Genomic DNA, 22286 nt, shown 5'->3' on the forward strand with positions numbered 1-22286 from the left:
CCACGCAGATCTACACCAAGGTCACTCCCGACCTGCTTCGGGAAACCTGGGCGGAGTCGCACCCCCGTGCGTGATAATCTGAACCGTGTGATTCGTTCATCGCGGAGGCGTCACGGAGATCGTCCGGAAACACCGGGAAAGTTCATCGAAGAATCAAGGAAGGGAGCTTGACGGAGATGGCTCGTTCGTCGGAAGGCCTGTTCGACAAGCCCCAGGTGGGCCTCACCGGCCGCCCGCTGCGTGAGATCCCCCGTCCCGCGGCACTCGACCGGCACGGCCCGGCGACGGTGATCGCGATGTGCAACCAGAAGGGTGGCGTCGGCAAGACCACGTCGACGATCAACATGGGTGCCGCCCTGGCCTCCTACGGCCGCCGGGTGCTCCTGGTCGACCTGGATCCGCAGGGGGCGCTCTCCGCGGGGCTGGGGATCGACCACGAGGAACTCGACGTGACGATCTACAACCTGCTGGTGGACAACTCGGCGACGGTCCACGAGGCCCTGCACCACAGTCCGGTCGAGGGGCTCGACGTGGTCCCGGCGAACATCGACCTTTCCGCCGCCGAGATCCAGCTGGTCAACGAGGTCGGTCGGGAGCAGGCCCTGGCCCGTGCGCTGCATCCGGTGATGAACGACTACGACTACGTGATCGTCGACTGCCAGCCGTCACTGGGGCTCCTCACCGTCAACGCGCTGAGCTGTGCGGACAGCGTGATCATCCCGATGGAGTGCGAGTACTTCTCCCTGCGGGGCCTGGCGTTGCTCACCGACACGGTGGAGAAGGTCCGTGACCGGCTGAACTTCCGCCTCGAGGTCACGGGCATCCTGGTGACGATGTTCGACCGGCGCACCAACCACTCCCGCGAGGTCATGGAACGCGTGGTGGAGGTGTTCGGCGACAAGGTCTTCGACACCGTGATCACCCGGACCGTCCGCTTCCCGGAGACCTCGGTGGCGGGGGAGCCGATCACCTCGTGGGCCCCGAACTCGGACGGCGCCCGGCAGTACCTTGACCTTGCCGCCGAGGTCGTCGAAAGGACCTGACGGTGACCACCGCCGTGGACGGGACCACGCCGGCGACGGTCGAGCAGCCGGAACTCACCGGTTTCCGGGTCGCCCTGGCGAACTTCGACGGCCCGTTCGACCTGCTGCTGCAGTTGATCCACTCCCACAAGATGGACGTCACCGAGGTCGCTCTGGCGAAGGTCACCGACGAGTTCATCTCCTACACCCGTACCCTCACCGGCAGCGTCGACGACCTGGACGAGGTCACCGAGTTCCTCGTCGTCGCAGCGACCCTGCTGGACCTCAAGGCCGCACGCCTGGTGCCCCGCGGGGAGGTCGAGAACGAGGAGGACCTCGCACTGCTGGAGTCACGTGACCTGCTGTTCGCACGCCTGCTGCAGTACCGTGCCTACAAGTCCGTGGCCGCTCTCTTCGCCGAATGGCAACGGGACGCCGACCGCAGCTACCCGGTCCAGTTGTCCCCGGAGGAACGGTTCACCGAGCTGATGCCTCCGGTGGAGTTGGGCATGTCCCCCGGGGAGTTCGCGGAACGGGCGGCCGCGGTCTTCCGTCCGACCCCGTCGGAGGTGTCGACGTCTCACCTGCACGCCCAGCAGGTGTCTGTTCCCGAGCAGGCCGGCCACATCCTGTCGACGCTGCGGGTCGCGGGTGCGGACACCTGGGTCAGTTTCAGTACCCTGATCTCCGACTGCGATGTCTCCATGAAGGTCGTGGGACGGTTCCTGGCATTGCTGGAGCTCTACAAGGCACGGGCGGTCGGTATCGAACAGCCGGTGCCGTTGGAGGAGATGACGGTGGCCTGGACCGGGCTGGACGTCGACCCGGCGGTGGTCGCCGCCAGCAACTGGGACTGAGTCCCGCCACGAACACAGAGGACGAACGCAGAGGATGAACACGGAGGATGAACACAGTGGAACCGGTCAGTGTCCTGCGCAGCCGCCTGGAGTCCCTGCTCCTGGTGGCCGATGAGCCGACGTCGCCGGCGGACTTCGCCCGAGTGCTCGAGACCTCGGAGGCCCGGGTCGAAGAGACCCTGGTGGAGATCTCCACGGAGTTCTCCGACCGGGGCATGGGTTTCGAGCTGAGGGAACGTGACGGCCTGTGGCGCCTCTACACCCGTCGTGAGAACTCCGCCACCGTGGAGGCGAAGATCCTCGACGGTTCCCAGCAGAGGTTGTCCCGTGCCGCCCTGGAGACCCTGGCCGTGGTGGCCTACCGTCAACCGGTCACCCGGTCCCAGGTGGCGGGCGTGCGCGGTGTGAACTGCGACGGTGTGATGCGAACACTGGCACTGCGTGGCCTGATCGCCGAGGTCGGGGTGACCGGGGAGGTCGGTGGCGCGCACCTCTACGCGACCACGGACCTCTTCCTCGAACAGCTCGGTATCAGCTCCCTGGAGGAGTTGCCGAACCTTGCTCCGCTGCTGCCGGACGTCGACAGCATCGACGCGGTGGACCAGACCGACTAACCGTTGTCCGTCTGAAGGGTTAGACTGGTCAACTGACATAACTGAACACCCTCGACTGATTGATGAGGACCTCCGTGAACACTCCCGCTCGCCGAGACGGCACACCGGAACAGGATCCAGGGAAGACCCCTGCTGACCTGTACGTGTCCAATGCACGCCCTGCGCGTCGGCAACACGTCCCCGACCGTAAACCCCCGGAGGCGCGGTCCTCCGCGACCTCGTCCAAGGGCGGCAGGAAGGACGGTGGCCAGGGCGGCAAGTCCGTCCGGCTGCAGAAGGTCCTCGCCGCCGCCGGCGTGGCCTCGCGCAGGATGAGCGAGAAGCTCATCGAGGCAGGACGTGTCGACGTCAACGGTGAGACCGTGACCCAGCAGGGCATCCGGGTCGACCCTGACAACGACGTGATCCGTGTTGACGGTGAGCGTGTCATCGTCGACGAGAACCTGGTGACCTACGCGCTGAACAAGCCGCGTGGTTTCCAGTCCACCATGAGTGACGACATGGGGCGCCCCTGCATCGGAGACCTGGTCGGGGAGCGGGTCGCCGCCGGCCAGCGGCTCTTCCACGTCGGCAGGCTCGACGCCGCGACGGAGGGTCTGCTCCTGGTCACCAATGACGGGGAGCTCGCCAACCGGCTCATGCACCCACGGTACGAGGTGTCGAAAACCTACCTGGCGACTGTGCTGGGCGAGGCGGACCGTTGGCTGATCAACCAGCTGAAGAACGGCATCGACCTCGAGGACGGCATCGCCCGTGCGGACTACGTGCAGATCATCGACGTCTGGCAGGGCAAGTCCCTGATCAAGCTGGAGATCCACGAGGGGCGTAAGCACATCGTGCGTCGCATGCTCAAGGAGGCGGGGTTCCCCGTCCAGGCGCTCGTGCGGACCAAGGTCCACACCGTGCAGCTCGGTGAGCAGAAGCCGGGCACGCTGCGCGCCCTGAATCGTTCCGAGCTGACCAGCCTCTACAACGCGGTGCAGCTGTAATGACCAAGGAAAGGAACGACGTGACTGACGTGACCGACGTGACCGACCTGAGCAGGGTCGACAACATCGCCGGCGGTGGTTTCATCGTCGCCGTGGACGGGCCCTCAGGTACCGGGAAGTCCACGGTCAGCCGGCTGCTCGCCCGGAGGGCGAACGCGAAGTACCTCGACACCGGGGCCATGTACCGGGTCGCCACCCTGCACGTGCTGCGTGCGGGGATCGACCCGGGGAACACCGGGGCGGTGGTCGCGGCCACCGCCGACCTGCCGCTGCTCGTCAACGAGGACCCTGCGTCGACGGAGGTGCTGCTCGACGGTGAGGACGTCTCCTCCGAGATCCGCGGACCGGAGGTCACCGCCCACGTGTCGGCGGTGTCCGCCATCCCGGAGGTCCGGGAGAACCTGGTGGCGCTGCAGCGCTCGCTGGCGCTGCGCGCGGGCCGCTGCATCGTCGAGGGCAGGGACATCGGAACCGCTGTGTTCCCCGACGTCCCGTGCAAGGTGTTCATGACCGCCAGCGCCGAGGTCCGCGCGCGCCGCCGTTACGTGCAGGACGTCGCAGCGGGCCGGGACGTCGACTTCGACGTGGTCCTGGCCGACGTCGAACGCCGTGACGCCGCAGATTCGTCGCGGGAGGTGTCACCGCTGCGTCCGGCGGAGGACGCCGTCGTCCTGGACACCGGTGACCTCGACGTCGAGGAAGTCCTCGCGGAGCTGACCCGGTTGGCGCTCGAGTCCGCGGACCGGCCGGTGCAGCTGGAAGGCGCAGGTGACCTGGCCCCGGCAGGGGAGTCGCTGGTGTTCCGCACCACGGAGGGTGAGGTGCTCTCTGAGGGAGGGGACACCGAAGACACCGAAGATACTGAAGAGACCGATGATTCGGCGATCGATGACGGCCCCACCTCGGAGGAGGACTTCTTCGAGGAGTTCGACGACAGTGACTTCGGCGAAGCCGTCGACGACTCCGAGTTCGCCGACTTCGACCTGATGAGTGCCGACGCCGAGGACACCGACTGGGATGCGGTGGAGGAGGCGTTCGGTGTTCTCGGTGACGACCGTGCCGAGCAGGAGGCCCTGTGCACTGTGGCGGTCGTGGGCCGTCCCAACGTGGGCAAGTCGACCCTGGTGAACCGTTTCATCGGCCGCCGTGAGGCCGTCGTCGAGGACTTCCCCGGTGTCACCCGCGACCGGATCTCCTACCTCGGAGACTGGAACGGCCGTCGCTACTGGGTCCAGGACACCGGTGGATGGGATCCCGACGCCAAGGGCATCCACGGTGCGATCGCCCGGCAGGCGGAGACCGCGATGGCCACCGCCGACGTCATCGTCTTCGTCGTGGACACGAAGGTGGGCATCACCTCCACCGACGAACTCATCGCCCGTAAACTGCAGCGCTCCGAGGTACCTGTGGTGCTCGTGTCGAACAAGTTCGACTCGGACTCCCAGTACGGGGACATGGCGGAGTTCTGGTCACTGGGGCTGGGCAACCCCTTCCCCGTGTCCGCCCAGCACGGCCGTGGCGCCGCCGACGTCCTCGACGAGGTCCTGGCGAAGTTCCCGGAGACCCCGCGGCAGACCTCCGTGGTCTCCGGACCACGCCGCGTCGCCCTGGTCGGGCGCCCGAACGTCGGAAAGTCCTCCCTGCTGAACAAGATCACCGGGGAAGAGCGGTCCGTGGTGGACAACGTCGCCGGAACGACCGTCGACCCGGTGGACTCGGTCGTGGAGCTCAACGAGCGCAGCTGGCGGTTCGTCGACACCGCGGGCATCCGCAAGAAGACCAAGACCGCCCGTGGGCACGAGTTCTACGCGTCCCTGCGTACCCGGGCCGCGATCGACTCCTCCGAGGTGGCGATCTTCCTCGTCGACGCCTCGGAGCCCATCGCCGAACAGGACCAGCGGGTGCTCCGCATGATCCTGGACTCGGGCAGGGCCCTGGTCATCGCCTACAACAAGTGGGACATGGTCGACGAGGAACGTCGCGACGAGCTCGAGCGGGAGATCGACCAGCAGCTGGCGCATGTGCCGTGGGCGCGGCGGGTGAACATCTCCGCCAAGACCGGCAGGGCCCTGCAGAAGCTGGAGCCGGCGATGATCGAGGCGCTGGACAGTTGGGACCTGCGTATCCCGACGGGGCAGCTGAACACCTGGCTGCGGGCGGTGATCGCCCAGACCCCGCCGCCGATGCGTGGCGGACGTCTGCCGCGTGTCCTGTTCGCCACCCAGGCGTCCTCGGAGCCTCCGGTCATCGTGCTGTTCACCACCGGGTTCCTCGAGCACGGCTACCGCCGGTTCCTCGAGCGCCGTCTGCGCGAGTCCTTCGGCTTCGAGGGGTCACCGGTCCGCATCGCGGTGCGGGTGCGCGAGAAGCGTGGCCGCAGGAAGTAACTCTCCGGCCACCGGGTCACGCTGAATCAATTGCTGGACCCGTGACGCAGTGGTGGCGTAGTCTCCACGGACCATGACCGGTCGACAGCACACGTCCCTGCACCACACACTCGAGGACTACCGCCGCGCGCGGCCCGTGCTGGCCCGGCGGACCACGGACCCCGGACCGCCGCGGGGCGTGGCGACCCTGTGGTGGTTCCCGCCGGTGGTCAACGACCGGGCGGCGAGGAGCACCGCCGTACTCGTCGTCCTCCTCACCGTCGTGGTGCTCGCCCTGTCCCGTGCAGGATGGTCGACCGCCGCGGACGTGGCCCACGGGCTGCTCCTCCTGGGCTTCCTTCTGCGCGTGCTCGCCGGGCCGCGGTTCGACCCGTTCGGACAGCTGTCCGTGCGGTACCTCGCCGGTCGGCTGTTCGGTGACCCCGTGCCCGTCGCCGGCGCGCCGAAGCGTTTCGCCCAGCTGATCGGTGCGCTGTTCTCCGGGACGGCCCTCGCGTTGCGGCTCACAGGATTCGCCGGGGCGGCGGACGTGGTTCTCGTCGGCCTTCTCCTCGCCGCCGCCCTGGAGGGTTTCCTGGGGTTCTGCCTCGGTTGCAGGATGTTCAGCCAGCTCCAGCGGCTGGGTGTCGTGAGTGACGAGGTCCGTTCTGACTGCGCCCTGGGGCCGGTGCGGACCGGGGCATCCCGTCAGGCGGCGTCGAAGACGCCGCAGGCCTGACGACCCCCGGCGTCCCCGGTCGCCAGGGTGTCCTCGTCAGGGCCGTCGGGAGCATAGCGCTCCGGGACGTTACCGTAGTTGTCAGGGGACTCGTGGACGATGATCGCCGAGCCGTCGTCGTCCAGCAGGTCGGACTCCTGGATCCGGTCGGTGGTGACCGTCATGCGGGCGTCGCCGTTCCCGGTGACCAACAGGGCGGGAAGATCACCGCCGTGGTCCGGGTGGTCGTGCCCGTCCGCCCCGAGATGACCCCCGGCGGAGAGGAAGTCACCGGTCTCCGGGTCACCGGAGTCGTCGTCGGGGGCGGCGCTGTCCGGCTCACAGACGCCGACGGAGTGCAGGTGCATGCCGTACATGCCCGGCTCAAGCCCCGAGAACGAGACGGTGAGCTCGGTCGTGCCGGCGTCGTCCCCGCCAGGGGCAGAGATGTCCGCGGTCCCGATGTCGTCACCGTCGGCGTTCTTCACGGCGGCTGTCGCGATCACGGTGGAGTCGTCTGCGGTACCGCTGGCCGCTGCGGTGGTGGCGTCACCCGTGGCGTCCACCGGGGCGTCGTCGTCGGTGCCACCGTCGGTGCTGCAGGCGGACAGGGCGAGAAGGCCGGCCGCGCCGAGGGCGATCACGCCGCGGCGACGGCTCACGGCACCGGCTCTGCGGGGGATCCCGGTGGAGTCGATTGCGGTGGGGTGTGGAGTGGTGGTGAACACGTCGTCCTCTCGAGCTGGTGGGGAACGGTGATGTCCCTGCCGAGCGTACCGAAACCCGCGCCCGGGGTCCGTCCGCGCCGCCGGCTACCTGCGAGAGTCCGGCATGATGATCCAGGCCACCAGGTAGAAGACGGCCTGCGGGCCGGGGAAGATGAAGGACAGCACGAACAGGAGCCGCACGGTGTTGGGGGACCAGCCGAGCCAGTCCGCGATACCGCCGCAGACTCCGGCGACGATCCTGTGGTCATGTGAGCGTTCTAGTCGGGCCATGTGACCAGGGTACGCCCAGACGTCGCCGGCCCCAGCCGGGTCCGGGGGCAGGGAGCCCCCGGACGACAAAAAATCCCACCCCCGGAGGGATGGGAAAGATTGTCGGACTGACAGGATTTGAACACATGCGCACAGTGCCATGACCTGCACAGTAGTTCGGTGTTGACGTAGGTTTGACGCATAGGTTCTGGTAGGTTTTGAGCCATGTCCTCAATCACGAAGTACCTCAGCGGAACCGACAACACACCCCCGGCGAAGCGGAAGCCTCGCTACCGAGTGCAGTACACCGATCCGTCCGGCAAGCGTCGAACCAAGACAGGTTTTGTTACGAAGAAAGCTGCGGAGCATTGGGCCGCCGAGAACCTGTTGGAGCGCAACACCGGAAGCTACATCGACCCGTCACGTGGTAACCGGACTGTAGGGAAGGTCGGTGCGGCGTGGCTTGACTCGCAGACTCATCTAAAGCCTTCGACTCTGACACTGGCTGAGTCCACATGGCGCGTGCATGTCCTCCCGCGTTGGGGTGAGGTTCGCGTGTCGGAGGTTACGGCGGGGGACGTGGAGCAGTGGGCGCAGGGCATTGAGGCGGGTACGGCTACGAAGCGGCGTGCGGTCGCGCAGTTGAAGCAGATCATGGACCGTGCGGTGAGGGACAAGCTGATCTACGCGAACCCGGTGGGGGCGGTGAAGCTCCCGGCGAAGCCCCCGGCTAGGCGGGTGTACCTGACGTGGGGGCAGTTGCAGGCCCTGGCGGCGAACAGCGCTCACCCGGACATTGTGATGACCCTGGGGACCGTGGGGTTGCGGTGGGGCGAGTTGGCGGGCTTGCGGGTGATGGACGTGGATATGAAGCGTCGGCGGTTGCATATCCGGCAGAACGCGGTTCGGGTGCGTGGCCGTATTGTCCTGGGCACGCCGAAGACCCACGAGGCCCGCACGGTTGCGGTGTCTCAGCGGGTGTTGGATCTCATCGCGCCATTGTTGGAGGGTAAGGCTCCTACCGCTCTTGTGTGGGCACAGGGCGACGGTACGGCGCTGAAACCGCCGGGGCACGGGAAGTGGCTGGATACTGCGGTGAAGCGTTGTCAGGCGGAGGATGCGACGTTCCCTAGGGTCACGGCGCACGGTCTACGTCACGTCGCGGCAGGGATCATGGTGAACGAAATGAAGGCCACGCCTAAGACTGTGCAGCGTCAGTTGGGGCACGCGTCGGCGGCTATGACGCTGGACACCTATTCGGATCTGTTCGATGGTGCGCTGGACGAGATTGCGGACGCTTTCGACGATCTTTAGTCGCTGGTGAGGGTATGTCCCGGGCGCGGGAGCGTAATTCGATGGTCGGGGGAAAATCTGCCACCAACCACGTATGTCCCACAAGCGCGGTCAGCTTAGGCGGCGGCGCAGCTCATCCAGAAGCTCATCGTTCGACGCAGCAACGCCCTTCGGAAGGTGCTCCTCACTGACGTGCCCGGTCTGCACCAGTCCCACTAGCGGATTCTTCCCATAGGCGGTTGCAACACGTATCACGTAGTCCGCTGACAGTCTGCCGTGATTGCGTGCCATGTACTTCCCCAGGGCACCGTTCGACGCGCCTATCAGCCGTTCGGCTTGCCCTGTGGTCGCACCGGGGTTCAGTGACGCTATCCAGGCGGCGTGGTCGTCGTAGGTGCGCATGTGCTCAGGGTAGCGATGGGGGTTGGCATTTGGCACCAGAGGGTTGACTTTTGGAAAACGGGCTAGACATTTGTCTCTTCCTGGTGTACGTTTGTCTGTGTTGCTTAGGTGACCCCGCTACACCGACGGGCCTGAGGGATCGGTGGCCGCTAGCAGACGGTGAACCCAGGTTGGAGCTGGTTTCTACTGTTATGCCCCGGTGCTGGTCGAGATGATGTACAGCCGGTTCAAACATTCACGGCACCCGTACGCGGTGCCATAAGTCGAAGGAGAAGCACCATGAGCTATATCGACACGACAAACGCAAAGCTGGCGGAAGCCATGCGGAAGATCAAGACGGCGGAACGTGACCTGTTCGCGGCCCCGGGCGACGCAGAGGCGCTGCTGCGGGAAGCGGTGGTGGCGTTGCGATATGTGCAGGAGTATATGAATGACCACGATTCGCGGCCCTTGGCTGTCCGCGCTCCGGTGATGGGGGCGAAGCCGTGAATGATGTCGCGAGTACAAGCGCCGCGCGGGCTCGTGCAGGCAGAATCAGGGCGAAAGCTGCGGACCTACTGCAAGAAATTGCCGATGCATTCGAGAACCGGGATCACCTCGCACTAGGCTACAAAACGTGGGGCGAGTACTGCCGTGCCGAGTTCGACGGTCGCATTGCCCTGCCGAGGGCGAAGGGGGACCGACGTGAGCTTGTAGGGGCATTGGTGGATGCTGGGCTGTCTCAGCGGGCCGTGGCTGAAGCTACGGGCCTGTCACGAAACACCGTGGCGAAGTATGCCGCCCCGGCTCAAATTGAGCCACCCCTGCCCACTGTTCTGTCGCGTGATGAAGCGGAGCGCTTAACGGACGAACTGCTCCGGAACGACGTTGAGCTAGAGTCCGCGACGGCTGAACTCTACCAGGGCCGCGCGTGGGAATCTCTGGGGTATGAGTCGTGGGACGACATGGTTAAAGCGGAATGGGCTGACCTTAAGCTGACTATGCCGCTTGAGGATGAGCGGCAGGCAGTAGCGCCGATGGCGGAGCTAGTGGATCAAAATGAGCCATCCGTAGACCCGTACCAGGGACTGTTCTCGGCGTTGGAGTCCGCGAGAACACAAGCCGGTGACGCGTGGGAAGTGCTTTCAGATGAGTACGTGGCTGAAGCTATCCGGGATGGTCAGATGACCCCCAGGGAAGCCGTAGAGTCAATGCGGCGAACCATGTTGGCGGCGAAGGAGACGCAGACAGGCGGACATTTTCGGGTGCCGGGAACCTTAGAAAAGGGAAGCGATATGGCGACCGACCTGTACGTTAGGAAACTGGTCACTCATCAGGGGCACTGGTGGGAGATTGAGGGGTTCCCTGATCGGGAGACGGCGATCAAGAAGCTGCTCTGACCTGGGATGATACAATCCGGCGGTATAATAGACGTAGGCGAGCAAGAGACACCTCCGCTCTTTTCCGCAGGTCGCAAAAGGTTGTCACGCCGTGTGGTACTAATGGAGTGGACGCTTTTTCGGTCGGGGTAGTGCGTCTTGTCGATGAACATTCGCGGTCATACTAGTGTTTTCGGTGCCTGTTTTGTGGATATGCGCAGGTGAGATGCTGTGTATTTTTATAACCATTGGTGGACGTTACACATTTGACCTGCGGTTATACACTTGAGGTGCCGGATTCTAGGAATGGCGGTTAATCGCGGAAACTGCATGTAGAACCGTGTTTCCGGGACCCTTCTGTAATGGGTGGTAGTATGGTAGTACAGGGTTGAAAAAGAACAAAAAACAGCGATCGCTGACAAAAGGGGGTGAACATGAGGATTCAGGGGAAGCAGTACCTCACGATGAGTGAGACGGCGGAAACCTTCGGGGTGACGCCGACGACGGTCCGCCGGTGGGTGCGGGCCGGGGAGTTTGTGCCGCCACTGAAGCAGGGACAGGCGAGCTACTGGCCCGCTAGTGCGATTATTCGGCACTTGGATAATAGGGCGAAATAAGGCGATGAAACACCCGCACCCTTACCGATAGCCCTAGGGGGGCTGTTCGGCGGCGAGAGGTGCCAATCAACGCGATTACGATACGGCAGGGAGCCGACATGACAGACCTAATCAAGCCCTACCGCACAAAGAGCGGGAAGTGGCTACACGAGGTGGGTCACATCGGGCAGCGAACAGTGCTGCTCGACAACACCCAACTTGCGCAGTTAATCGAAGAGGCCAGGAGGGCTTTGAATGAACAAGATAATCCCACGGGACAGTAGGAAGGCCGCCGACTACCGGGAATGGCGGCAAGAGTGGCTGCTGGCCGTGATCCGCGAAGGCTTCGGCAAGAATACTCAAGGAATTGCTGTAGCCCTATGCTTCCACGCCTGGGCTAAGTCGGATGCGAATCTACAGCGGGGCACCTACACCTACGGCAACTTACGGCTAGCTGACGCGGCGGGGATCATGCCTGACGCTGACCCGGAGAAGCGGCGAAGGGTGGTGTCTGATGCGTTGGCTCCACTGAAGAAGGGGGGCTGGGTGACGGTCGAGAGGCCAGGGAACGGTCGCCGGGGGATGAACGGGATGATCCGTCTTACGGCACCCCATGACCTCACTCCGGTTGATATTTACGGGGCACACTCGGTACCACTACCCGAAAAAGAGGAAGTACCACTACCCGAAAATCGGGTACAAGGACTACCCGAAAATCGGGTACCTAGACCGTGGACAGACCGTGTACAAACCGTGGATATAACTACTTATCCTCAAACAAGGTTTGAGGGCGCACCAAACCACAGGACCGTGGAACCTACAGACTTCGATCACTTCACTGCCGTCGTAGAGAAGGAGAAGCGGGCCGTGCTCTCCGGGCACGCCACGGCCCTCGGCACTGACTACGAAGAGGCCCTAGACGCATTCACTGACTGCTGCGGCATGGACACGTCGAAGAACTGGGTTGGCAAGTTCAAATCCTTCATGACCCAGAACTTCGGCTAGCGGGGACCTGGGGATGGGGTTTAGGGAGACCCCCTAAATCCCCCTAAAGGGGGACTTGGCATGGACAAGAAGCGAGGGGGCAGGGGGCTGGCGTAGGCATGCCCGTAACGGCGCTGTACGGGGTCTCTGAGCGACTTTCGCGGTACTTGGGGATAGTTCCGCGCAGAAGGAAAAACAAACGCTTAAAACAGGGGGTTTCATAATGGGGGAAATCTACACCGCCGGGAGAACACCGGCATGGCAGGAATGGTCACGCGCATTCCACGCCACCGGGGCAGAGATTCAGGGGGTCGAAGGCTCGGGGCGCATGGTCGAAAAGCCTGACGTGATCCGACACCTGCCGTCCTGCACAAAGGGCTAAACCGGGCCGCTGGCCGAGAGGTTCACCGCACCAAATCAACTGAGAGGAAACACCAACATGAAAACAGAAGAAGATCGCCGGACTGACCCAGAATACCGGAAGCTCATCGCGCTTCCATGCGGGTCGAGAGCGAACGGCGGCGTACGACGCACAGCAATGCTCACAGTGTTCACCAGCTCATCAACGAAGCACGCTCGCCGCTACGTCAGCTTTGCCACGAGGGACACCCTCGTCCGCGTGAATCGTGAGGACGCGGAGCTGCTTATGCACGCACTGAACCAGTACTTCGGGGGTGACGCGAATGCCGACGACTGAGCACATGCGGGCTGTGATTGCCTTGGGGGAAGCGCTGACGAAAGTGCAGGACGCAGACACGCTACTACGCCCGGTCTCAGAGTTCTTACTCGACCAGGCCGACACCGAATGCGACCTAGAGCTGCCGGAGGTCCGGTAATGCAGTACGAGAAACGAACCAGAGCGAAGGGCATCCTAGTCGAGAAGGGTGTTGACGGCATCCTCGAGCGGGGGAACATCATCGTGGGCGCTTACCTGGGGGACAGCGGCCCGAAGACCCGCATCGGGATCGGGCAACACCGATTCATCATCGACGGCGTGCAGCTGAAGGATCTGGCGGACGCTCTCATAGACACCGCCGAACAGCTCGACGACGACCTGAGGTTCTACGGGGGCGCAGCGACTTCGAGTGAGCCAAATGGATCAGTCACTGGGACTACCGGCATCGACGGGGGTGCAGCATGAGCATCCCCATCAGCGCCGAAGGCCGCTACCTCAAAACCGGCAAACAAACCGTGTTTGAGCCGACGACCCTCAATGTGAAGCCATGGCACCCAGGGCATGTGGACGAGCAGCCGGGGGTGCTTATATCGCGTGGCCGCCGTCAATTCCGCCTGAACATCGAAGCTGCATACGAGCTCATCGATGTCGTTGCAGACATTCTCGAGCAATTCGACCGGGAAGAAACAGCAATGAATGAGGCTTACGAATCGCGGCCGTACTACACGAGCGAGGGGACAGCATGACCGAGCAGGAATACTACGGCTACACCCTCACGCAAGCACCCCGCCGGGGCATACTCGCCAAACAGATCGACGGCGACGATATAAAACTATTCACCTGCATCAGCAAGGCGAAACAGTACATCGACAACAAGGGGAAACAATGAACAACGAACAATCAGCATATGAAAAATGGGTGCAGCACAACCGTCGCGATAAGGCCCCGGGCCCGTGGCGACGCGTCGGTCTAGATCAGGCGCGCACCTACCGGGGTGGTATCGCAGATGACCCTAATCGGTTCGAGGAGGACCAATGACCAGTAACGCAGAGCTGTTCGCGCAGGCAGTGAACGAGGCCCCACCTACACCAGACACCCCCACCGGGCCGCGTAAGCCCGCACCTGTCCCTGAGATTGGGTCCATAGGCGCCCCCGGACACCGGGAAGCACAGAAGATGTACGACTTCCAGCAGGCGATCATCGCCGCAATGAACCGATAGGAGACAACACATGACCAACACCATCAACGCATACACCCGCGGCAGCGCCCGCCTGTCAGGCATCCGTGCCTACCAGTCCATGGCCGACACCTGGGGCGTGAGCCTCGACGAGCTGACAACCGACGAGTACAAAGCCGCGGCTGAGAAAGCACGAGCCTTCAAGCGCTTCCGCGCAGCTCAGTCCGCGCCGGACCTGCTGACCTTCATCCTCGATAACGACCCGAACAAGTGGAGCGCAGGCATGAACAAGATCGCGGCATCGCACGCGGCAGCACAGTTCGCCGAAGACAACTTCGCTCGAGTGAACGCGGCGCTCGAGCAGCGCGCAGACAACATGCTTCACAATGACCAGGCGAGAGCCCATGTAGCCAGCGTGCTCGACATCGACACCGCGCAGCAGCAGGTGATCGACGCAGCAGCAGCGCTCGGAACCAAGCTGTACGATCCGCAGAAGGCGGCGATCGCCTCACCACAGCACTTCGCTGCCTACATGGAGGGCATCGCCCGCATCGTGTCGCTCGACGCTGTACTCCGGTCACGTACCGAGCGTGCCGCCATGTTCGCAGACGTCCCGCTGCTGACCAGCCTGAAGTACACGCTCGACGGTTTCGGACGCCGCGACGAGCACTACAGCCGCGACGACGTCGCAAAACACCAGAAAGCACATGACTGGCGACGGCACGCCTCCGGTGACGACGAAGTGATTACCAAGCTGGCCGTCGGCGAGTACGCACCCCTCACCCTGTCAGTGAGCCTCGACCCGGACGTGCTCGCTAAACGAGCCGCCCGCCTCGCCGGAGCCGGAGCAACCGAGCAGATCTGACCTGGCATCCCGCCCCTCCGGGCGGGGTCGCGCCCCTACTGTTGGCGTTGGCGCTCGGTACGGCTGTGTATCTCGCCATAGGGTGTTTGAGGCGGCCTGTACGGGCCTGTGGGGGGTTTTGAGGGGCGTTGAGGGGTGATTGTACCCCTTGGCGGCTTATAGGGGGCTCTACGGTTTTATCGTGACTTTCCGCTGGTCAGCGGCGGGGGTCGATATTGAAGGGGGAATGAATTGGCATTACCGAGAAAGAACACAACTAGCAGGGCCGGGTTCGAGGTGATGATCGCGAAGCCGGGCGTGAAGCCTGATCTGGTGGAACTATATGGCGAGGAGTCCCCGGTGGAGATGCGGGGCGGTGCTCGTGGACCGTGGCACCCCGCAACACTGGCATGGTGGGCATCGCTGGACGATCACCCCACGATGCACGGGATGACGCAGGCCCAGTGGCTCGACTTGGCGAACCTGGCGGTCCTGTACGACGCAGTGGCGAAGGGCTCGCTGAAGTACCGGAGCGCGTTACAGACCGGCCTGTCCGCGTACCTGCTCACACCGGGTGACCTACGGAAGCACGCTATGGAGCTGGCTACGCGTGAAGCGGTCGCCCCGGTCGCCGGGGTTGCTAACCCGGCGTTCGAGGCATGGAAGGCGGTGAACTCATGAGCGACGAGTACGTGGACATGATCTGCCAGGGCGAGGTCCGTCGCGCACGGCCCGCCGGGGACAGGGCGCACAACGGCGGTATGTGGGGCATCACCGAGGACGGGCACCTGATCCAGGCCGACCGGTTCCCGTGGCAGCGCGGGTGGTTCTTTGTGAAGAATCCGAACCGTCAGGTCCGGGTGGAGAATCTGGAGGTGGAGCTGGGGCGCCGTCTGCCAGTGTTGTTCGCGGCGTGGGCAGAGTGGCAGGACACCGGGGTGAAACCACCGACACCGGACGGGATTGACGAGGGGTTTATGGAGGTGTGGGGAGGTCGCGACCTTGATCGGCACGTCTGGTGCCATGATTATTGATCTGAGCGTCCCGGGCGTGGTGGAGACCCACCCGTTCGGGGACGTGCCGGGGTGCTACATCGTCCTCGATGAGGTGGGCTGCGAGTTGTTCCCGTGACAGGTGTTCAGAATTGAACACCTACTGCGTAATTTTGCGCACTTGCCGTGCAGGTAAGACGCACGCCCGGCAGGTGATGCAAATGCAACACCTCGGATGCGACGACTAGCACGGACGGCAGGTGTCCCATTTGGGACACCTGAGCCGGTGACAGGGTGTAACAATGTGACAGGTGCCCCTGAAGGCCGCCCTGGCCGGAATACCCGTGTGGTCACATCCCACTTCCACTGTTTCGGCCCCTTTGCCATCCGTATCCTCCGCCGGCGCTTAGGGTTATCCCCCCAGGGTATCCTAAGTTAGGTTCACCTACTTCCATTCGATCTTGATTCGTGACGGGTCGAAGCCGGGGCCATGTCGGTCAACGGGGGAGGATCGTGACCGTCGTGAGCCGGTGGTGACGGCAGAATCTTGACGATGGTTTGACGACAGTTTGACGACATTGGCAGTCAACAGGTGTCCGATCGTGTCCAGAGTTGCGGATCGCGGGGGCGACGTGCTAGATCAGGCATCTGCGCTGCTAAACGGCATTATTGCTGTATGTGGGCACAAAAAATCCCACCCCCGAAAGGGTGGGAAAATTGTCGGACTGACAGGATTTGAACCTGCGACCCCTACACCCCCAGTGTAGTGCGCTGCCAAACTGCGCCACAGTCCGCCGGTCCATCGCTGGACCTCGGATAGATTACAACACCCGTATTCGTGTTCGCCAATCGCCTGCTCGGCGACGGTTTGTGGAGCTACCCGGTCACGGTCACCGGCGCCTCGGAGACGACGATGCCGTCGGCGTCGGCGTAGGCGATGTGGCCGGGGACGAAGTCGACGCCGCCGAAGCTCACGGTGACGTCCCGTTCGCCCGCACCGTCCTTGGCGGACTTGCGGGGGTTGGTGCCCAGGGCCTTGCAGCCGAACTCCATGGAACCGACGGCGGCGGAGTCTCGGATCGCACCGTTGATGATCACGCCGGCCCAGCCGTGCTCCACGCCGAACTCGGCGATCATGTCACCCATCAGTGCGGTGTGCACCGAGGCGTCCCCGTCCACCACGAGGACCCCTCCGGGGTTGTCCTCCTGGAGGATCTTCTTGACCAGTCCGTTGTCCTGGAAACAACGCACGGTGGTGACCGGACCGCAGAAGTCGGTGTGGCCGCCGAAGTCGCGGAACTGGGTGTCGCAGCTGCGGACCTCCGGTCCGATGACGTCGACGAGATCGGCGGTGGGGATGAAGGAGATGTCGTTGCTCATGGTGAGTCAGCCTAGCGCGGCGGGCCCATCACACGTGACGGATGTGGGGTTCCGCCCAAGCGGCGATCAACTCCCCGGCGCGTTGCGCGGAACCACGCCAGGTGAGCAAGTGGTCGGCGTCCGGGAGACTCGTCAGGCTTTTCGGCCAGGACGCGGCTCCGAGGATCCTGGCCGCGTCGGTGACGGGGACGGTCTGGTCCGCCGGGGAGTGCAGCACCAGCAGCGGTGGCCGTACCGCCGCGATGTCCGCGGCGACGGTGGTGGGGTCGGAGACGTCGGCGAGGTCGCTGAGGAATGCGTGCGACACCGGGATGTCCCGTTCGGCCAGGTGCACCGTGCGGATCTCGCCGGGCCCGATGTCGGCGCAGCTGTCCTGGAGGGAACGGGCCGCTGAGGCGGGGCGGAACGGTGCACCGACGGTGGCGACGGCCCTCAGTCCGGGCAGATGCTGTGCGGCGCGTAGCGCGACGGCGCCGCCGAGGGAGTGCCCGACCAGCAGTGTGGGGGCGGCCAGACACTCCTCCAGCCAGGCGGCCGCCGCACGGAGGTCGGCGACGTTGGAGGAGAAAGTCGTCGCGGCGAAGTCGCCCCCGGACCCGCCGAGCCCGGGGAAGTCGAACCGGAGACAGGCGATGCCGGCGCGGGCGAGGGTCTTCGAGATGCGGAAGGCCGCAGGCACTTTACGGTGGCAGGTGAAGCAGTGGGCGAAGAGTGCGACCGGGACGCCGGACGCGCGGAATTCGTCGGGGGAGAGTTCGCGGGCGTCGCCGGGGAGGTCGACGGTTCCGGCGAGCACCGGCCCCGGTGCACCGTTCACTTCACCTCCATGGAACTCGACGTCGACGGAGGTCACGCTTCGGGAAGTCACCCGGCGCAGTCTAGTCGCGAAGTCCGGTCTCGGGGTCCTGTGCCGGGCGTGACAGTGCCGGACAGCGCCGGACGGTGCCGGACTGTGCCCGTCGGACGGTACGACGACTATCCTTGCAACGGAAGCGTGCGGAGCACGACCCCTATTCACGAAGTGTGCGGAGGCGAGGATGGCCGGATTCGGCTGGTTCTGGAAGGCCATGGGTTCGTCGGCGACGGCGAACCAGAAGAAGTCGAAGACGATCGTGTCTGAGGCGGCGAAGGCCGTGGACCGGCTCGCCCAGGCCTCGGACACCGAGGTGGTCGAGATCGCCCGTTCCTGTGTGACCACCGGTGAGTCCCCGTCGATCGACGATGCGCCGTTGCTGCTGGCCGCCGTGCGGGAGGCCGCCGAGCGGACGATCGGCATGCGTCCCTTCGACGTGCAGCTGCAGGGAACACTGCGCATGCTGGTGGGGGACGTCGTCGAGATGGCCACGGGTGAGGGCAAGACCCTCACCGGTGCGATGACCGCGGTGGGTTACGGGCTCCAGGGGCGCCGGGTCCACCTGATCACGGTGAACTCCTTCCTGGCCGGTCGTGACGACCAGTGGATGGGGCCGTTGCTGGACTTCTTCGGCCTGTCCCACGGTGCCATCGCCGAGGAGCACGGTGCTGACGAACGCCGGGACATCTACGCGCGCGACGTGATCTTCGGCGCGGTCAACGAGATGGGCTTCGACGTGCTTCGCGACCAGCTCATCACACGTCGGGAAGATGCCGTTCGTACGCCGGCGGACGTCGCCGTCATCGACGAGGCGGACTCGGTCATGGTCGACGAGGCGCTGGTTCCGCTGGTGCTGGCGGGGTCCGAGCCGGGCCCGGCACCGACGGGGCAGATCACCGACCTGGTGCGACGGATGGAGGAGAACCGGCACTTCACGGTCTCCGGCGACCGTCGGAACGTCTTCCTCACCGATTCAGGCGCCCGGTTCGTGGAGAAGGGGCTGGGGATCGAGTCCCTCTACGGGGTAGGGGACCCGGCCGGGGGACGGGACGCCGATCTCGCCGACACCGCCGCCGACGCCGCGGGAACTGCCGAGACACCGGGGACGCTGCTGTCCCAGGTGAATGTCGCGCTGCACGCGCAGCACCTGCTGACCCGTGACGTCCACTACATCGTGCGCGACGGCAAGGTGGCTCTCATCGACGGTTCCCGGGGCCGGGTCGCGGAACTGCAGAGGTGGCCGGACGGTCTCCAGGCCGCCGTCGAGGCCAAGGAGGGACTCCAGGTGACGGACGGGGGACGCATCCTCGACCAGATCACCGTGCAGGCGCTCCTGGGGCTCTACCCGAGGAAATGCGGGATGACCGGAACCGCCGTCGCCGCCGGCGACCAGCTGCGGCAGTTCTACGACCTGTCGGTCAGCGTGATCGACCCGAACGTGCCGACCCGACGTTTCGACGAGGCCGACAGGGTGTACACCACCGAGGAGCAGCGCGACGCCGCCGCCGTCGACCACATCGTGGAGGTGCACCGTACCGGGCAGCCCGTCCTCGTCGGCACACAGGACATCGCGGAGTCCGAGCGGGTGGCGGAGGCGCTCGCCGCCCGAGGTGTGGAATGCAGTGTGCTCAACGCGAAGAACCACGAGGCGGAGGCCGCCATCGTCGCGGAGGCGGGCCGGGCGGGCCGTGTCACCGTCTCCACCCAGATGGCCGGCCGGGGTACGGACATCCGGCTCGGTGGACGTGACGAGGAGGACCACGACCATGTCGTGGAACTCGGCGGTCTGCATGTCGTCGGCATCGGACGGTTCCGGTCGCAGCGTCTGGACAACCAGCTGCGGGGTCGCGCCGGGCGTCAGGGGGATCCCGGGTCGTCGGTGTTCTTCGTCTCGTTGGAGGACGACGTGGTCAACACCGGTGGCGCCGGGGAGGAGCTCCGTGCCGAGCCGGGGGAGGACGGCCGTCTGGAACAGCGTAAGGTCCTGCAGTTCATCGACCACTGCCAGAGGGTCGCAGAAGGTCAGATGCTGGACATCCACGCCACCACGTGGAAGTACAACAAGCTGATCAACGACCAGCGTGAGATCGTCGACGACCGTCGGGGAAAGGTGCTCGACACCGACACGGCCTGGCAGGACCTGAGCTACCACGACGTGGAGAAGGCCGGTCGTCTGCAGTCCGAGGGGATCCCCCAGGACGTCCTCGACCAGGCGGCGCGGGAGATCATGCTCTACCACCTGGACCACGAGTGGAGTGAGCACCTGGCGTACCTCGACGACATCCGGGAGTCCATCCACCTGCGCGCCATCGCCAGGGAGAGCCCGATCGACGAGTTCCACCGCATGTCCATCGCCGCGTTCGGTGAGCTGGCGGAGCGTGCCGTGGACCGGGCCCGTGAGACGTTCAGTGAGATCGAGATCACGGCCGACGGTGCTGACCTGGAAGGTCAAGGGCTGCACAAACCCAGTGCCACCTGGACCTACATGGTCAACGACAACCCGCTGTCGAACTCCGGAGGAAGCGTCGTCGGGTCGATCGCGGCGATGTTCCGCTGAGTTCCGGCACCGTTTCGGCGAGGCTTTCCACCGAGCATCCGGGACGCCGGGTAGTATGGTGGAAACGGCTTGCGGACCACACGTCCGCTTCCCTCATCGGCTCCTGCCGCGACCTGCGGTCGGGGCCCATGGTCACACTGCAACAGATTCCAGGAGGAACTGAAACATGAGCGACAACACCGGGATCCCGGAAGCATCGGTCGAGACGACCTCGGTCTTCCGTGCTGACCTCCTCAAGGAGATGGAGACCGGTGCGCAGTCCGAGTCCGCACCTGCCGGTGTGGAGGGTCTACCGTCGGGTTCTGCGCTCCTCGTGGTCAAGCGTGGTCCGAATGCCGGCTCACGGTTCCTGCTCGACCAGGACACGACTGCGGCCGGCCGTCACCCCGACAGCGACATCTTCCTCGACGACGTGACCGTCTCCCGTCGCCACGCCGAGTTCCGCCGCAACGGTGAGGAGTACGAGGTGGTGGACGTGGGAAGTCTCAACGGCACCTACGTCAACCGTGAGCCGAAGAACTCCGCCGTGCTGAGCAACGGCGACGAGATCCAGATCGGCAAGTTCCGCCTGGTCTTCCTGAACGGAACCAAGGACGCCTGAGGCCCAGCCTCCTGTAGTATCGCCTCTGTCAAGACCATGTCACCGGATACGCATCCGATGTGAGGAGTACTGTGTCAGCGAATGCCGCAGCTGCAGGGCAGCCACAGCCTGAGTCCCGTCCCTCGGCCGGGCGGGTCCTGCCCACGTCGTCCATCGGGGACGTCCTCAAGCAACTCCAGGCGGACTTTCCCGACGTCACTGTCTCGAAGATCCGCTTCCTCGAGGCAGAGGGGCTGGTGACCCCGCAGCGGAGCAAGTCCGGTTACCGGCGGTTCTCGCCGGAGGACATCTCCCGGCTGCGCTACATCCTGGCCAACCAGCGTGACAGTTTCCTTCCGTTGAAGGTGATCAAGGAGCAGCTCGAGGCGATGGACTCGGGCAAGGTCACCCCGGTCGACGCCCGCAGGTCCGTCGCGGGCACGGTCACCCCGGAGCAGTTCCGTCAGGCCACCGTCCGTCGGCTGACCCGTGCCGACGTCGCTTCCCGGGCCGGGGTCGAGGACTCGTTCATCGCCTCGCTGGTGAAGATCTCGCTGATCACCCCTGACGCCGCCGGATTCTTCTCCGTCGACGACGTGGACGTCGTCCGTATCGCGGCGAAGATGGGGGAGTACGGGATCGACAACCGCCACCTCAAGACGCTGGCGACGCAGGCACAGCGGCAGGCTGACCTGGTGAACCAGGTGGCCGGCCCGCTGGCCCACGGCCGCGACGAGAACGCCCGCGAGCGTTCCGCGGAGCTCAGCAGGGAAGTCAGTGCCCTGGTCGTCTCACTGCACGCCGCACTGATCAAGGGGAAGCTGCCGCGCTGAGGCCGGCAGGCAGCAGTCCGCCCCGACCGTCCTCCGACGGTCGGGGCTTTCTTCTGCCGGAACGACACGCGTGTTGTTACACCTGTGTTGTCCGGGTGGCCGTGTTAGGCTTACCCTCGACCTCAACTTGAGGTTCAGGGGTGAGGGTTGAAACGTGCGGCCGTCCGCGGCTCCCGGTTGACTCCTCGGCCATCCCGTCTAATCTTGAGAGCAGTGA

At 64.7% G+C, this 22286-nt stretch carries 26 protein-coding genes and 1 tRNA gene; 21 read left to right on the plus strand and 6 right to left on the minus strand.

Annotation, left to right across the window (positions count from 1 at the left end):
* Positions 1 to 176 precede the first annotated feature (176 nt).
* The 6 genes from Q0A34_RS00340 to Q0A34_RS00365 all read left to right on the plus strand — a co-directional run bounded on the left by Q0A34_RS00340 (position 177) and on the right by Q0A34_RS00365 (position 6587).
* On the plus strand, positions 177 to 1043 hold the full coding sequence (locus tag Q0A34_RS00340) for a ParA family protein (RefSeq protein WP_291477425.1): 867 nt from the start codon (positions 177 to 179) through the stop codon (positions 1041 to 1043).
* 2 nt (positions 1044 to 1045) lie between these two features.
* Positions 1046 to 1879, plus strand: a complete 834-nt coding sequence (locus Q0A34_RS00345) for a ScpA family protein (protein WP_291477357.1) — start codon at positions 1046 to 1048, stop codon at positions 1877 to 1879.
* A 47-nt stretch (positions 1880 to 1926) separates the two neighbouring features.
* Positions 1927 to 2493, plus strand: coding sequence for an SMC-Scp complex subunit ScpB (gene scpB, locus Q0A34_RS00350; RefSeq protein WP_291477359.1), 567 nt, complete (start codon positions 1927 to 1929; stop codon positions 2491 to 2493).
* 74 nt (positions 2494 to 2567) lie between these two features.
* On the plus strand, positions 2568 to 3482 hold the full coding sequence (locus Q0A34_RS00355) for a pseudouridine synthase (RefSeq protein WP_291477364.1): 915 nt from the start codon (positions 2568 to 2570) through the stop codon (positions 3480 to 3482).
* 29 nt (positions 3483 to 3511) lie between these two features.
* Positions 3512 to 5869: a bifunctional cytidylate kinase/GTPase Der gene (gene der, locus Q0A34_RS00360; RefSeq protein ID WP_291477427.1), complete on the plus strand. Its 2358-nt coding sequence runs from the start codon at positions 3512 to 3514 to the stop codon at positions 5867 to 5869.
* A gap of 73 nt (positions 5870 to 5942) precedes the next feature.
* Positions 5943 to 6587 (plus strand): DUF4395 domain-containing protein, encoded by a 645-nt coding sequence (locus tag Q0A34_RS00365; RefSeq protein ID WP_291477365.1) that lies wholly within the window; start codon positions 5943 to 5945, stop codon positions 6585 to 6587.
* Here the strand turns inward: Q0A34_RS00365 and Q0A34_RS00370 are convergent.
* Together Q0A34_RS00370 and Q0A34_RS00375 are read right to left on the minus strand one after the other, a co-directional pair.
* Positions 6557 to 7294: a superoxide dismutase family protein gene (locus Q0A34_RS00370; protein ID WP_291477367.1), complete on the minus strand. Its 738-nt coding sequence runs from the start codon at positions 7292 to 7294 to the stop codon at positions 6557 to 6559. The two genes, Q0A34_RS00365 and Q0A34_RS00370, sit on opposite strands and share 31 nt — an antisense overlap.
* A gap of 84 nt (positions 7295 to 7378) precedes the next feature.
* Positions 7379 to 7564 carry a PspC domain-containing protein gene (locus Q0A34_RS00375; protein WP_291477369.1) on the minus strand — a complete coding sequence of 62 codons (186 nt, stop codon included), beginning with the start codon at positions 7562 to 7564 and terminating at the stop codon, positions 7379 to 7381.
* Between the two features lie 204 nt (positions 7565 to 7768).
* Between Q0A34_RS00375 and Q0A34_RS00380 the strand changes: the two genes are divergently transcribed.
* On the plus strand, positions 7769 to 8857 hold the full coding sequence (locus Q0A34_RS00380) for a site-specific integrase (RefSeq protein ID WP_291477371.1): 1089 nt from the start codon (positions 7769 to 7771) through the stop codon (positions 8855 to 8857).
* Positions 8858 to 8947: 90 nt separating this feature from the next.
* On the opposite strand, the gene Q0A34_RS00385 is transcribed toward Q0A34_RS00380, so the two are convergent.
* Entirely contained in the window at positions 8948 to 9238 is a 291-nt protein-coding gene (locus tag Q0A34_RS00385) for a hypothetical protein (protein ID WP_291477373.1), read from the minus strand.
* Positions 9239 to 9517: 279 nt separating this feature from the next.
* Between Q0A34_RS00385 and Q0A34_RS00390 the strand changes: the two genes are divergently transcribed.
* The 11 genes from Q0A34_RS00390 to Q0A34_RS00435 all read left to right on the plus strand — a co-directional run bounded on the left by Q0A34_RS00390 (position 9518) and on the right by Q0A34_RS00435 (position 15908).
* Positions 9518 to 9727 carry a hypothetical protein gene (locus Q0A34_RS00390; protein WP_291477374.1) on the plus strand — a complete coding sequence of 70 codons (210 nt, stop codon included), beginning with the start codon at positions 9518 to 9520 and terminating at the stop codon, positions 9725 to 9727.
* Complete coding sequence (locus Q0A34_RS00395) at positions 9724 to 10617, plus strand: hypothetical protein (RefSeq protein ID WP_291477376.1); 894 nt, start codon at positions 9724 to 9726, stop codon at positions 10615 to 10617. The genes Q0A34_RS00390 and Q0A34_RS00395 overlap by 4 nt, the downstream gene beginning before the upstream one ends.
* Positions 10618 to 11060: 443 nt before the next feature.
* Positions 11061 to 11213 (plus strand): helix-turn-helix domain-containing protein, encoded by a 153-nt coding sequence (locus tag Q0A34_RS13690; protein ID WP_363316410.1) that lies wholly within the window; start codon positions 11061 to 11063, stop codon positions 11211 to 11213.
* A gap of 234 nt (positions 11214 to 11447) precedes the next feature.
* Positions 11448 to 12197, plus strand: a complete 750-nt coding sequence (locus Q0A34_RS00400; protein WP_291477378.1) for a hypothetical protein — start codon at positions 11448 to 11450, stop codon at positions 12195 to 12197.
* A 418-nt stretch (positions 12198 to 12615) separates the two neighbouring features.
* Positions 12616 to 12873, plus strand: a complete 258-nt coding sequence (locus tag Q0A34_RS00405; RefSeq protein WP_291477380.1) for a hypothetical protein — start codon at positions 12616 to 12618, stop codon at positions 12871 to 12873.
* 138 nt (positions 12874 to 13011) lie between these two features.
* Positions 13012 to 13317 carry a hypothetical protein gene (locus Q0A34_RS00410; RefSeq protein WP_291477381.1) on the plus strand — a complete coding sequence of 102 codons (306 nt, stop codon included), beginning with the start codon at positions 13012 to 13014 and terminating at the stop codon, positions 13315 to 13317.
* Positions 13314 to 13598 carry a hypothetical protein gene (locus Q0A34_RS00415; protein WP_291477382.1) on the plus strand — a complete coding sequence of 95 codons (285 nt, stop codon included), beginning with the start codon at positions 13314 to 13316 and terminating at the stop codon, positions 13596 to 13598. The genes Q0A34_RS00410 and Q0A34_RS00415 overlap by 4 nt, the downstream gene beginning before the upstream one ends.
* Positions 13595 to 13741 carry a hypothetical protein gene (locus Q0A34_RS00420; protein WP_291477383.1) on the plus strand — a complete coding sequence of 49 codons (147 nt, stop codon included), beginning with the start codon at positions 13595 to 13597 and terminating at the stop codon, positions 13739 to 13741. The genes Q0A34_RS00415 and Q0A34_RS00420 overlap by 4 nt, the downstream gene beginning before the upstream one ends.
* A gap of 341 nt (positions 13742 to 14082) precedes the next feature.
* Complete coding sequence (locus Q0A34_RS00425) at positions 14083 to 14895, plus strand: hypothetical protein (protein WP_291477385.1); 813 nt, start codon at positions 14083 to 14085, stop codon at positions 14893 to 14895.
* 276 nt (positions 14896 to 15171) lie between these two features.
* On the plus strand, positions 15172 to 15555 hold the full coding sequence (locus tag Q0A34_RS00430) for a hypothetical protein (protein ID WP_291477387.1): 384 nt from the start codon (positions 15172 to 15174) through the stop codon (positions 15553 to 15555).
* A complete protein-coding gene (locus Q0A34_RS00435) occupies positions 15552 to 15908 on the plus strand; it encodes a hypothetical protein (protein ID WP_291477389.1) in 357 nt (118 codons plus the stop codon). Before Q0A34_RS00430 ends, Q0A34_RS00435 begins: the two co-directional genes overlap by 4 nt.
* A 678-nt stretch (positions 15909 to 16586) precedes the next feature.
* On the opposite strand, the gene Q0A34_RS00440 is transcribed toward Q0A34_RS00435, so the two are convergent.
* The 3 genes from Q0A34_RS00440 to Q0A34_RS00450 form a co-directional block, all read right to left on the minus strand.
* Positions 16587 to 16660 (minus strand) — tRNA-Pro (locus Q0A34_RS00440).
* Between the two features lie 82 nt (positions 16661 to 16742).
* A complete protein-coding gene (rraA, locus tag Q0A34_RS00445) occupies positions 16743 to 17246 on the minus strand; it encodes a ribonuclease E activity regulator RraA (protein WP_291477391.1) in 504 nt (167 codons plus the stop codon).
* Positions 17247 to 17274: 28 nt separating this feature from the next.
* Positions 17275 to 18114 carry an alpha/beta hydrolase gene (locus Q0A34_RS00450; RefSeq protein ID WP_291477393.1) on the minus strand — a complete coding sequence of 280 codons (840 nt, stop codon included), beginning with the start codon at positions 18112 to 18114 and terminating at the stop codon, positions 17275 to 17277.
* A gap of 169 nt (positions 18115 to 18283) precedes the next feature.
* Here Q0A34_RS00450 and secA2 point away from each other — a divergent pair, with 169 nt between their 5' ends.
* The 3 genes from secA2 to Q0A34_RS00465 all read left to right on the plus strand — a co-directional run bounded on the left by secA2 (position 18284) and on the right by Q0A34_RS00465 (position 22069).
* Entirely contained in the window at positions 18284 to 20656 is a 2373-nt protein-coding gene (secA2, locus tag Q0A34_RS00455; RefSeq protein WP_291477394.1) for an accessory Sec system translocase SecA2, read from the plus strand.
* 166 nt (positions 20657 to 20822) lie between these two features.
* Positions 20823 to 21257 (plus strand): oxoglutarate dehydrogenase inhibitor Odhl, encoded by a 435-nt coding sequence (gene odhI, locus Q0A34_RS00460; protein ID WP_075816070.1) that lies wholly within the window; start codon positions 20823 to 20825, stop codon positions 21255 to 21257.
* A gap of 71 nt (positions 21258 to 21328) precedes the next feature.
* Positions 21329 to 22069 carry a MerR family transcriptional regulator gene (locus Q0A34_RS00465; RefSeq protein ID WP_291477399.1) on the plus strand — a complete coding sequence of 247 codons (741 nt, stop codon included), beginning with the start codon at positions 21329 to 21331 and terminating at the stop codon, positions 22067 to 22069.
* Positions 22070 to 22286: the final 217 nt, after the last annotated feature.

The organism is Corynebacterium sp., from assembly GCF_022712195.1.
GTDB lineage: Bacteria > Actinomycetota > Actinomycetes > Mycobacteriales > Mycobacteriaceae > Corynebacterium.

Bases quoted from the DNA above. Each gene is read 5' to 3' on its own strand.
- Q0A34_RS00340 (WP_291477425.1), top strand. From the start codon at position 177: ATGGCTCGTTCGTCGGAAGGCCTGTTCGACAAGCCCCAGGTGGGCCTC.
- scpB (WP_291477359.1), top strand. From the start codon at position 1,927: ATGAACACAGTGGAACCGGTCAGTGTCCTGCGCAGCCGCCTGGAGTCC.
- Q0A34_RS00365 (WP_291477365.1), top strand. From the start codon at position 5,943: ATGACCGGTCGACAGCACACGTCCCTGCACCACACACTCGAGGACTAC.
- Q0A34_RS00375 (WP_291477369.1), bottom strand. From the start codon at position 7,564: ATGGCCCGACTAGAACGCTCACATGACCACAGGATCGTCGCCGGAGTC.
- Q0A34_RS00380 (WP_291477371.1), top strand. From the start codon at position 7,769: ATGTCCTCAATCACGAAGTACCTCAGCGGAACCGACAACACACCCCCG.
- Q0A34_RS00385 (WP_291477373.1), bottom strand. From the start codon at position 9,238: ATGCGCACCTACGACGACCACGCCGCCTGGATAGCGTCACTGAACCCC.
- Q0A34_RS00390 (WP_291477374.1), top strand. From the start codon at position 9,518: ATGAGCTATATCGACACGACAAACGCAAAGCTGGCGGAAGCCATGCGG.
- Q0A34_RS13690 (WP_363316410.1), top strand. From the start codon at position 11,061: ATGAGTGAGACGGCGGAAACCTTCGGGGTGACGCCGACGACGGTCCGC.
- Q0A34_RS00400 (WP_291477378.1), top strand. From the start codon at position 11,448: ATGAACAAGATAATCCCACGGGACAGTAGGAAGGCCGCCGACTACCGG.
- Q0A34_RS00405 (WP_291477380.1), top strand. From the start codon at position 12,616: ATGAAAACAGAAGAAGATCGCCGGACTGACCCAGAATACCGGAAGCTC.
- Q0A34_RS00410 (WP_291477381.1), top strand. From the start codon at position 13,012: ATGCAGTACGAGAAACGAACCAGAGCGAAGGGCATCCTAGTCGAGAAG.
- Q0A34_RS00415 (WP_291477382.1), top strand. From the start codon at position 13,314: ATGAGCATCCCCATCAGCGCCGAAGGCCGCTACCTCAAAACCGGCAAA.
- Q0A34_RS00420 (WP_291477383.1), top strand. From the start codon at position 13,595: ATGACCGAGCAGGAATACTACGGCTACACCCTCACGCAAGCACCCCGC.
- Q0A34_RS00425 (WP_291477385.1), top strand. From the start codon at position 14,083: ATGACCAACACCATCAACGCATACACCCGCGGCAGCGCCCGCCTGTCA.
- Q0A34_RS00435 (WP_291477389.1), top strand. From the start codon at position 15,552: ATGAGCGACGAGTACGTGGACATGATCTGCCAGGGCGAGGTCCGTCGC.
- rraA (WP_291477391.1), bottom strand. From the start codon at position 17,246: ATGAGCAACGACATCTCCTTCATCCCCACCGCCGATCTCGTCGACGTC.
- secA2 (WP_291477394.1), top strand. From the start codon at position 18,284: ATGGCCGGATTCGGCTGGTTCTGGAAGGCCATGGGTTCGTCGGCGACG.
- odhI (WP_075816070.1), top strand. From the start codon at position 20,823: ATGAGCGACAACACCGGGATCCCGGAAGCATCGGTCGAGACGACCTCG.